The following is a 9,513-nucleotide window of genomic DNA, read 5'->3' as shown; positions in this document are numbered from 1 at the left end:
GTCCCGACGGTGAGGCAGTCGCTGGAGCCGAAGGAGAACACCGACCGCTCCCCCGCCCGCCCACCGCCACCGAGGAACGCGGCCGCCTGGTCGTGCGTCCCGGCGACGATCGGCACACCGCGACGCAGCCCGGTCGCGGCGGAGGCGTCCGCCGAGACGACGCCGATCGCCGTGCCTGCCATGACCGGCTCGGACAGCAGCGCCCCCGGCACGCCCAGCGCGCCGAGGATCTCGTCGGACCAGCGCCCGGCGTCGACGTCGAACGCGCCGGTCCGGGCCGCCATCGTCAGGTCGATCGCCGGCGCCGCGCCGAACCAGCCGGCCACGTGGTCGTCGACCGTCCGCACCGCCGCCGGCAGCGCGCCGCCGGGCAGCAGCTCGCGGATCTTGTGCACCGAGAACATCGGGTGCAGCGGCTGGCCGGTGAGCTGCTGGACATGGTCAGCGCCGAGCGCGGCGGCCAGCTTCTCCGCCGACGCCGTCCCGCGCAGGTCCATGCTCAGCGGCGCCGGGCCGAGCGCGGCGCCGTCCGGGCCGACCGGCACGATCGCCTCGCCCAGTGTCGAGAACGACAGCGCCTCGACCGGGTCGGCGACGACGGCCGGGTCCGCGACGACCTCGCCGACCAGCCGGACCACGGCGGCCCGGACGGCGTCGGCGTCGATCTCCGCGCGTCCGTGCGCCGGCCGCACGACGGCGGTGCGCTGCGACCGCGCCGCGAGCTCGTGCCCGTCCGCATCGTAGGCCGCGACCCGCGAACCCGTCGTGCCGAGATCGATGCCCAGGAAGCTCACTTGACCGACCCCGCCAGTCCGTTGACCAGGTAGCGCTGCACCGACAGGTACACCAGCACGATCGGCACGGAGATCAGCACCAGCACGGCGAACAGCGCGCCGGGCTGACTCAGGTAGATGCCGCGGTAGGCCAGCGGCACCAGCGTGAGCGGCTTGAGGTCGTTGTCGCCGATCGCGACCAGCGGCAGCAGGAAGTCGTTCCAGCTCATCATCAGCTGCCACACGACGACGACCGCGGCCGCCGCCTTGCCCAGCGGGAAGTAGATCCGCCAGAAGATCGTCCACGTCGACGAGCCGTCCACCAGCGCCGCCTCGTACGTCTCGTCCGGAATGGCGAGGTAGGTGGTGCGGATCATGATGACGGCGAACGGCAGCCCCAGCGCGGTGTAGGCGAGCACGAGGCCGAGCAGGTTGTCGTAGAGCCCGAGCCCCTGCAGGATCTTGAACATCGCCGTGACGACGCCGGCCATCGGCAGCACCAGCGCCAGGATGAGACCGACGAACACCACGCCCTTGAACGGCACCCGCAGCCGGGCCAGGGCGAACGCCGTCATCGACCCGAGCAGCAGCACCAGCACGATCGACGGCACCGACACCAGCAGGCTGTTCACCAGGTGCCGGGCGATCGGGTTGGTCTCGAAGATGGTCACGTAGTTGCGCAGCGTCGGCTCCTCGGGCACGAGCCCGAGCCCGGTCGTCGAGGGGTTCGACGTCGGCAGCAGCGAGATGCCGATGACCATGACGACGGGGATCATCCACAGCACCGCGAGCGGGCCGAGCACCCAGTGCGCCCAGCGCGGCGGCGCGTCCACGTCCCTGATGCGGCGTCTCATGAGCGGTCCCCCGTGATGAATCCGGAGCCGAACGTGCGCAGCATCGCCAGCGACGAGCCGACCGCGACGACCAGCAGGACGACGGCGATGGTGGCGCCGTAGCCGAACGACTGCAGCTGGAACGCCTGCTTGAACAGGTACGTCGGCATCAGCTCCGACGCGTGGTTGGGCCCGCCCTCGGTGAGCACCCACACCAGCTCGAAGGTCTTCAGCGAGCCGATGATGCCGAGCAGCAGCAGCGCGAGGTGGGTCGGCTTGAGCAGCGGCAGCACGATCCGGCGGATCAGCTGCCAGCCGGTGGCGCCGTCGATCCGGGCCGCCTCGACGACGCTGTGGTCGACCAGCTGCAGCCCGGCGAGGTAGAAGAGCATCGAGAACCCGGTCCACATCCAGACGTTCACCACGATCACCGCGAAGATCGCCGTCGACGGGTCGGACAGGTAGGAGCGCGTCAGCACGTCGATGCCGGTGAGCCGGCCGAGCTGGGCGAGCACGCCGTTGAACGGGTCCAGCAGCCGCTGCCACACGATGCCCACGACGACCGGCGACAGCACCGCCGGCAGGAAGAACAGCGTCCGGTACACCGTCCGGCCGCGCAGCCGGGTGTTGAGCAGCCAGGCCAGCGCGAAGCCGAGCGCGGCCTGCGGGACGATCGTCAGCACGATCCAGTACGCCGAGTTCCGCAGCGTCGTGTGGAAGGTCGGGTCGGCGAACAGGTCGCGGTAGTTGTCCAGGCCGACCGGGGTGCCGGCGCTGACGCCGTCCCAGTCGAGCAGGCTGGACTGCACGTTGAAGACGATCGGGTAGACGATGAACACGGCGAACAGCACGACCGCCGGCGCGATGAAGCCCAGCGCGACCAGCCGCTCGCGGGTCAACCGGCGGGCCGGACGGCGCGGCCGGGTCCCGGTGACCCGGGGGGCGTGGGTCACCGGGACGTCGGAGGTGGACGCGGCCATCAGCCCTGCTGATCCTGCACGGCCTGGACCGACTCGGCGGCCTGCTGCGGGGTGAGCTGACCGGCGGCGACGCCGGCGAGCGCGTCGGCGACCGCGGTGTCGATCTGCGGGCTCTCGAAGTACCGCGACCACTGCACCTCGGGCATCCAGTCCTGCGTGAGCTGGGTCCAGATCTGCTCCTGCTTGTCGCTGGTGAACTCCTCCGGGTCCAGCCCGGTCACCGCGGGCAGGTCGTTGAACGTGTTGATCAGCACCTGGGCGCCGTCGCCGGCGATCCAGTCGGTGAGCACGTCGCAGGCCAGGTCCGGGTTGGCGGCGTCGGTGGAGATGCCCAGCGCGACGTCGATGCCGCCGACCAGCTGGGACTCCGGCGCGCCGCCGGGCAGCGTCGGGAAGAGGAACGGCTCGTAGCCGGACATGCCGTCGGACAGCGGCGGGATCTCGGTCTTCGACGGGTCGGACTGCTGGATCCACCAGGCGCCGAGCGGGATCATCGCGGCGTTGCCGGCCTCGAACTGGTTGACGCCGTTCGGGTAGGAGTCCAGCGCCAGCGCGCCGTCCTGGGCGATGCCCTCGGTGAACAGGCGGCTCCAGTAGTCGAACGCCTCGACGATGCGCGCGTCGGTCCACGGGACCTCGCCGTTCTCGGCCTGGTAGACGCGGCCCGGCTCGAGGTTGTTGGCGATCTGCAGGAACACGACGTTGCGCAGCCAGCCGTCCTTCGCCGGCAGCAGGAACGGGGCCGCGTCGCCGGCGTCGCCGAGCGTGGCGACGGCCGCCTTGAGGTCGTCCCAGGTGGCCGGCGGCTCGACCCCGGCCGCGTCGAGGAGCTCGGAGTTGGCCCACAGGTTCACCGTCTGCACCAGCAGCGGCAGCGCGTAGTAGTGCTCGTCGCCCTCGGGGTTGCCCATCCGGGCCTGCTCGAGGCCGACCGGGTGGAACTTGCTCTCCCAGTCATCGCCCCAGACCCGGGCGGCGCACTCCTCCAGCGGCATCAGCTTCTCGCGGTACTGCTGGGTCAGCGCGCCCGGCTGCAGCCCGACGATGTCCGGCATCGTCCCGGACGACGCCCGCGTCTGCAGGTCGACCAGGTACTCCGGGTAGTTGAAGATCGTCGAGTCGATCGTGACGTCCGGGTTGGCCTCGGTGAACGAGTCGATCATCTGCCGGGTCGTCTGCTCGATCGGGCTCCAGGAGCGGAACGAGACGGTCTGCCCGTCGCCGCTGCCGCCGTCGGCGGACTCCTCGGGGTCGGCGCTGCCGGCGCAGGCGGCCATCGTGGCGCCCAGACAGAGCGCCAGGCCGGCCTGGATGCCGCGGCGGGCCGTGGTGGGGAGCGTCATTGCTTCCGTCCTCTCGGTGGGTCGGCTCTGGAACTGCCGGGGCTGGCGCCAGTAGAGGCCGGGCCGCTGACCAGTGTCAACGCGGCCGGTGGCGGTTCGGCGGGCCGTCCGGCGCGGTGTCGTCCGATGCGGCGGCGGGCCGGGCGGACAGCGGCTGTCCGCTGTCGCCGCTCGTGTTGTCCGGTCGCTGACAACGCCGCGGCTCGTGTCTGACACGCCCGGGCCGTCGTCCAGCGGTTGCGCCGCCGCGTACGAGCCGCGACGGCCCGCTGACACAGCTGGGCGGAGCCGCTGTCCGGGACCGGCCCGGTTCCACCGTCGCACCGCCGGCCGGCCCGGGACGCCCCGGTTACAGTTCCGTTACTGTGACCCGGCTCTCACCATGCGAGACGGCGGCGGGGTGTCGTCAGCCCAGCAGCCGCTCGAACAGCCGCACCAGCCGCTCCACGTCGAGCGGGTCGTCGGAGAGCAGCGCCAGCAGGCCGACGCCGTCGACGGCGCCGACGAACGCGTCGACCGCGGCCGGGTCGTCGGTGTAGCGGCGGGCCACCGACGCGGTCCACCGCGACCAGGTGAGCGCGGCCTCGCGCAGCTCCGGCCGGCGCACGGCGTACAGCAGCAGCTCGTAGGACGCCAGCCAGGCCGGCCGGTCCTGCTCGAACGACGCGGCCAGGTAGCGGGCGAGGTCGGCCGGTGCGGCGTCCGGCGGGAGCTCCGCGGCCAGCCGCGCCGCGTACTCCTCGGTGCACTCGGCCAGCGCCGCCGTCAGCAGCTCCTCGATGGTGGCGAAGTGGTACGTGGCCAGCGACTTCGTCACTCCGGCCGCGGCCGCGACGGAGCGATGCGTCACCCCTGCCGGGCCGTCCCGGCCGACCACCCGGATGGCCGCGTCGAGCAGCCGCCGCCGGGTCTGCTGCCCGCGCGAGCGCCGTCCGTCCGTCGTCTCCGCCACGTCAGTGCGCGCCGCCCAGTTCCAGCGCCAGCACCCCGCCGATGATCAACGCGATGCCGCCCACCTGCACCGTCGTCAGCGGCTCGCTGAGGAACGCGGCGCCGATCAGCGCCACCAGGGCGACGCCCGCCGCCGCCCACACGCCGTACGCCACGCCGATGCGCATGCCGCGCTCCAGCGCGAGCGACAGCATCGTGAACGCGAGGAGATACCCCGCCACCAGCACGATGCTCGGCACGAGCTTGGTGAACCCTTCGGAGAACCGCAGCGCGATCGTCGCCGTCACCTCGGCCGCGATGGCCAGCGTCAGGAACACCCAGGTCATGGTCCCGCCTCACTCACGAAAAACTATCTGGACGATTGTCCAGTAATTATCGTAGCGCGTCGAGCTCGGCGCGGGTGGGCGGGTTGGCGCCGGCCCGGGAGACGGTGACGGCGGCGGCCAGCGACGCCCGGCGGACGACACGCTCGACGATGTCCGTGCCCGCGGCGCGCAGCAGCGGCCGGGCCGCGGCGCCGAGCAGGCCTTCGTCCCAGAGCCCGTCGAGCAGCCCGGCGGTGAACGAGTCGCCGGCGCCGACGGTGTCCGCGACGGTCACCTCCACGGCCGGCACCCGCACGACCCCCGCGGCGCAGACGGCGACGGCGCCGGCCCCGCCGAGCGTGACGACGACCAGCGCCGGGCCGAGCCGGAGCCAGTCGCGGGCGACGTCGAGCGGGTCGCTGCCGGGCACGAGGTAGGCCGTGTCCTGGTCGCTGGCCTTGACGACGTCGCTGACGGCGGCCAGCGCCTCGATCCGGCCGCGCAGTTCCGGCCCGGCCGGGCCCATGAGGTCCGGCCGGATGTTCGGGTCGTAGCTGATGGTGCCGGTCGGCCGGACGTCGTCGATCAGCCGGGCGACGGCGGCGGCGCCGGGCTCGACCGTCGTCGCCAGCGAGCCGGTGTGCAGCACCAGCGGCGACGGCGGCAGCGGCAGGCCCGGCGGCAGCGCCCAGGTGAGGTCGAACTCGTACTCGGCCGAGCCGTCGGCGCCCAGCCGGGCGATCGCCGACGACGTCCGGGCGGCGGACGCGGCCGGCCCGCCGGTCAGCACGTCGACGCCGGCGGAGGCCAGGTGGGCCCGGATCGCGGCGCCGTCCGCGTCGTCGCCCAGCTCGGTGACCAGCGTCGCCGCCCGGCCGAGCCGTCCGAGCCCGTAGGCGACGTTGGCGGGGCTGCCGCCCGGGTGCCGGGCCTCGGCGCCGTCGCGCTCGACGATGACGTCGGTGAGCGCCTCGCCGACGACGATCGCGATCTCCGCGGCGCGATCGTCGGGCACGGTCATGATCCCCGCAGACTGCCGCCCGCCCGGCCGGAGTGTCAAGGCGTTGCGCGGCCCCCGGCGGCCGGCGGCCTTACACTCTGGTCCGTGATGTCGGACTCGGGGGGCCGGCTGCGACGCGTGGCCCTGAGCGCCTCGCGTCAGCACCTGGCGCTGGCGGGGAGCGCGCTGGGCGCGGTGGGCCTGGCCGTGCTCGTGGCCGGCGGCTTCGACCCGCTGGCGGATGCGGCGGCGCCCGAGGTCCCGCCGCTGACCGCCGGCGAGACGGTCGACCTCGGCCCGGTCACCATCACGCCCGAGCGGCTGCGCGTCGTCGACGAGCTGCCCGGCATCTCCGAGGGCGACGACGAGACGCGGGTGCTGGCGCTGGTCGCGACCGTCACGGCGACGGGGACGACCACGGAGTACGGCTCGATGCTGTCCGGGAGCGTCGCGCTGGACGGCGTGCCCGGCGTGCCGGCCGGCGGCGGCGCCGAGGACGGGCCGGTGCCGGCCGGCGACGTCTACGTCATGGCCGACGGGACCCGGCTGGACGCCGTCCAGCCGGGACTGGAGTACGAGGTCGCGCTGGTCTGGGAGCAGGACAGCCGGGCGGACGTGCCCGAGTCGGCGCGGCTGGTGCTGGTCGGGCGGACGCTGCGGGAGAGCTCGATCGACCACACGATGGAGTGGCTGGACCCGGCCCCGATCGTGGCCGGCGACCTCGAGGTGACGGCGCCGTCCGCGGAGGACTCCTGATGGGCGGCGCCCGGCGGGTCGTGCGGGCGGAGCCGCCGAGCCGGTTCGGCCGGTTGCCACGGCGGGCCGCGTTCGCCGTCCTGCTGGTGGCCGCGCTCGCGACCGGGCGCGCGGTTCAGGAGCTGCTGCCGGTCTCGGAGGACGCCTCGGCGCCGTTCGAGCGGACCGGCGGCGTCGGCGACGAGATCGCGCTGCGCTGGGGCGAGGTCGAGGTGACGTCGGTCGAGGGGTCGACGCGGATCGCGGACCCCTACGGCGCCGTCCACGTGACCAGCGGCGTGTACGTCGTCGTCGGCTGGACCTACACGGCCGCCGGCGAGCCGCAGATCCCGTCGTACGTGGCGATCCGCGACACCGAGGGGCGGGTGTTCCGCACCAGCGTCGAGCGCAACCCGTACAGCTCCGGCGGGGCCGCCCAGCCGGGCATCCCCCGCCGCGTGACGGCCGCGATCGAGGTGCCGGTCGACGCCGTCGCCGGCGCGGAGCTGCTGGTCACGATGGAGCAGAACCCGGAGAACCACCGCCGCGACGACATCGCCGTCGTCGATCTCGGGCTCACGTCCGACGACGCGGAGGCGTGGGCGGCCGCCGAGGAGCCCCTGCCTGTCGAGGACCCCGCCGACGGGACCGCGCCGTGAGCGCGCCGGGCTGGTGGCGGCGCAACCGCTGGGGGCTGGTGGCGCTCCCGGTGGCGGCGGCCGCGGCGCTGGCGGCCAGCTCGTACCGCGTCGAGGACTACTGGTGGCTGGAGAAGCCGCGCGACCTCGCCGACGGCTCCCGCGGCGAGTGGGTGGAGTTCTCCGCGTCGCAGTACGACCGGACCGGCGACGTGCCGTTCACCGTGCGGGTGCGCCTCGACGAGGTGCGCACGGCGTCGGCGCCGTTCGGCTCGGAGGATCCGTTGGAGCTGCCCGACGGTGTCCAGGCCGTCGCCGTCGACCTCACCCTCGCCGCCGCGCCGGACGTGCCGCTGGCCGGCTGCTCGCTGGTGCTGCGCGACGCGGACGGGACCGAGTACGAGTACCAGTCCTCGTCGCCGTCGATCAGCCAGGCGACGTCGCCGTGCGTGCCGCCGGACGCGCGCGGCCCGGAGCTGGACCTGTTCGAGGGCCTGGACCCCGACACCGGCCCGCGCCGCCCCGACGAGTGGGCCGTCAGCCCCGTCGTCCTACTGCCCGAGGGGGTCGAGGTGACGCAGGTGCTGCTCAGCTGGGGTCCGCCGGACGGGCTGCTGATCAGCGCAGGCTGATCGTGTCGCGCGTCCCGCGGTCGAGGACGCGGTCGATGGCGGCGCCGAGCAGGCACACCACGGCGACCGTGCCGATCACGTGCGACACCATCGACGTGTGCGGGCCGAAGGCCAGGTAGGCGCCCAGTGGCAGCGGCCCGATCAGCTCCCGCCACAGCAGGTCGACGGCGTACTCCAGCCGCTGCGCCACGACGAACGCGAGCGCGAACAGCAGCATCGGCGCCAGGCCGGCGACGGCGAGGCGGCGCAGGCCGCCGGCCAGCGCGCCGAACCGGTCGCCGAGGCCGCCGGTGAGCTCGTTGCCGACCTGCCGGGCCGGTGCGTGCATACGGCGGACCAGTCCGCCGCGCGGCCGCCGGTGCGACGCCGTCCGCCGCTCCGGGTCGCGCAGCTGCTGCCCGTAGACCACCGCGCCGACCGTCAGCCACGCCACCGGGATGACCAGCAGCGCGTCGGCCTGGCCGAGCAGCTCCAGCAGCCACCGGCTGCCCGCGTCGATTGCGCTGCCGACCGGCCCGAAGAAGTCGATCACCGTCCGCCACCAGTCTGCCAGCGCCTCGACCGCCGGGCGCTCGGACACCCACCGGATGGCGGCGTCCTGGTGGCTCACGAGCATGCGGGCCAGCGTGACCAGCCACAGCACCTCGACGTAGGCGGCGACCCAGGGGATCCACCGCATCGGCTTGCGCTGGGCGAGGACGGTGAGGCCGTACCGCAGCACGATCGCGATCGCCACCAGCGCCATCGCCAGCCAGCCGGTCGCCAGCGCGGTCCGGTTCGGGTCGGCCTCGCCGGTGCCCAGCAGCAGGTCGGGGTTGTTGAACAGCTCGTCGGCGACGGCGGTGTTCACGAACCGGAAGACGTCCTCGGAGAGGTAGCCGTAGGAGGCGTAGATGGCGAGGAACGGGATCATGACGCTGCCGAGCACGGTGACAACGCTGGTGGGGCGCTTCTCGTCCGCTCCCTCGTCCGCCGTCGCCTCGTCCGCGGTCGCCTGCAGGGACGGGAGGGAGTGGCGCAGCGCGTAGAGGGCCGCGATCAGCGCGGACACGGCCGCGAGCGGGCCGAGCACCAGGACGAGGACGCCGAGCGTGCTGTTGTGGTCGCTGATCTCCACCGCCGCCCACAGCGCGGCGTACCGGCCGGCCTCGCCGGCGAACAGGATGGCCAGCAGCACCGGCCAGTGCCGTACCAGCAACCGCCCCGCCCGCCCCACGACGACGAACAGGTCGGCGCCGGCGGAACGCAGCGTCCGGCCCAGTCCCGGCCGGGCCCCCGCCTGGGTCACGGTCATCGCAGGTCATCCATGGTCATAGCGGACGA

11 protein-coding genes are annotated in these 9,513 nt (G+C 73.8%); 3 read left to right on the top strand and 8 right to left on the bottom strand.

Annotated features, from left to right (window positions below; genetic code table 11):
• The 7 genes from C1I92_RS24110 to C1I92_RS24080 all read right to left on the bottom strand — a co-directional run.
• Positions 1-794 (bottom strand): FGGY family carbohydrate kinase (locus tag C1I92_RS24110; RefSeq protein WP_199521545.1); only part of this gene is annotated, 794 nt, incomplete at its 3' end.
• The gene (locus tag C1I92_RS24105) at positions 791-1,627 is read right to left on the bottom strand and encodes a carbohydrate ABC transporter permease (RefSeq protein ID WP_111257187.1); all 837 of its coding nucleotides are present in this window, start codon (positions 1,625-1,627) and stop codon (positions 791-793) included. The genes C1I92_RS24110 and C1I92_RS24105, both read right to left, overlap by 4 nt.
• A complete protein-coding gene (locus tag C1I92_RS24100) occupies positions 1,624-2,586 on the bottom strand; it encodes a carbohydrate ABC transporter permease (protein WP_111257186.1) in 963 nt (320 codons plus the stop codon). Before C1I92_RS24100 ends, C1I92_RS24105 begins: the two co-directional genes overlap by 4 nt.
• Positions 2,586-3,929, bottom strand: a complete 1,344-nt coding sequence (locus C1I92_RS24095) for an ABC transporter substrate-binding protein (protein WP_111257185.1) — start codon at positions 3,927-3,929, stop codon at positions 2,586-2,588. The genes C1I92_RS24100 and C1I92_RS24095 overlap by 1 nt, the downstream gene beginning before the upstream one ends.
• Before the next feature lie 406 nt (positions 3,930-4,335).
• On the bottom strand, positions 4,336-4,881 hold the full coding sequence (locus C1I92_RS24090) for a TetR/AcrR family transcriptional regulator (protein ID WP_111257184.1): 546 nt from the start codon (positions 4,879-4,881) through the stop codon (positions 4,336-4,338).
• Position 4,882: 1 nt separating this feature from the next.
• A complete protein-coding gene (locus C1I92_RS24085) occupies positions 4,883-5,206 on the bottom strand; it encodes a DMT family transporter (protein ID WP_111257183.1) in 324 nt (107 codons plus the stop codon).
• Positions 5,207-5,252: 46 nt separating this feature from the next.
• Entirely contained in the window at positions 5,253-6,206 is a 954-nt protein-coding gene (locus C1I92_RS24080) for a PfkB family carbohydrate kinase (protein ID WP_111257182.1), read from the bottom strand.
• Positions 6,207-6,290: 84 nt separating this feature from the next.
• On the opposite strand from C1I92_RS24080, the gene C1I92_RS24075 reads away from it, so the two are divergent.
• From C1I92_RS24075 to C1I92_RS24065, 3 genes are read left to right on the top strand one after another with little or no spacing between them, the layout of a single operon-like run.
• The gene (locus C1I92_RS24075; RefSeq protein ID WP_146605263.1) at positions 6,291-6,941 is read left to right on the top strand and encodes a hypothetical protein; all 651 of its coding nucleotides are present in this window, start codon (positions 6,291-6,293) and stop codon (positions 6,939-6,941) included.
• Positions 6,941-7,579 carry a hypothetical protein gene (locus C1I92_RS24070; RefSeq protein WP_111257180.1) on the top strand — a complete coding sequence of 213 codons (639 nt, stop codon included), beginning with the start codon at positions 6,941-6,943 and terminating at the stop codon, positions 7,577-7,579. Before C1I92_RS24075 ends, C1I92_RS24070 begins: the two co-directional genes overlap by 1 nt.
• Entirely contained in the window at positions 7,576-8,190 is a 615-nt protein-coding gene (locus C1I92_RS24065) for a hypothetical protein (RefSeq protein WP_111257179.1), read from the top strand. The genes C1I92_RS24070 and C1I92_RS24065 overlap by 4 nt, the downstream gene beginning before the upstream one ends.
• On the opposite strand, the gene C1I92_RS24060 is transcribed toward C1I92_RS24065, so the two are convergent.
• The gene (locus C1I92_RS24060; RefSeq protein ID WP_111257178.1) at positions 8,177-9,484 is read right to left on the bottom strand and encodes a hypothetical protein; all 1,308 of its coding nucleotides are present in this window, start codon (positions 9,482-9,484) and stop codon (positions 8,177-8,179) included. The genes C1I92_RS24065 and C1I92_RS24060 overlap by 14 nt on opposite strands.
• Positions 9,485-9,513: the final 29 nt, after the last annotated feature.

It is taken from the genome of Jiangella anatolica (assembly GCF_003236295.1).
Lineage (GTDB): Bacteria > Actinomycetota > Actinomycetes > Jiangellales > Jiangellaceae > Jiangella > Jiangella anatolica.
This window is presented reverse-complemented; position numbering and strand designations above follow the sequence as displayed.

What these genes read in the sequence shown, in the direction of transcription:
- C1I92_RS24105 (WP_111257187.1), bottom strand. Translation starts at nt 1,627, where the DNA reads ATGAGACGCCGCATCAGGGACGTGGACGCGCCGCCGCGCTGGGCGCAC.
- C1I92_RS24080 (WP_111257182.1), bottom strand. Translation starts at nt 6,206, where the DNA reads ATGACCGTGCCCGACGATCGCGCCGCGGAGATCGCGATCGTCGTCGGC.
- C1I92_RS24100 (WP_111257186.1), bottom strand. Translation starts at nt 2,586, where the DNA reads ATGGCCGCGTCCACCTCCGACGTCCCGGTGACCCACGCCCCCCGGGTC.
- C1I92_RS24070 (WP_111257180.1), top strand. Translation starts at nt 6,941, where the DNA reads ATGGGCGGCGCCCGGCGGGTCGTGCGGGCGGAGCCGCCGAGCCGGTTC.
- C1I92_RS24060 (WP_111257178.1), bottom strand. Translation starts at nt 9,484, where the DNA reads ATGACCGTGACCCAGGCGGGGGCCCGGCCGGGACTGGGCCGGACGCTG.
- C1I92_RS24085 (WP_111257183.1), bottom strand. Translation starts at nt 5,206, where the DNA reads ATGACCTGGGTGTTCCTGACGCTGGCCATCGCGGCCGAGGTGACGGCG.
- C1I92_RS24095 (WP_111257185.1), bottom strand. Translation starts at nt 3,929, where the DNA reads ATGACGCTCCCCACCACGGCCCGCCGCGGCATCCAGGCCGGCCTGGCG.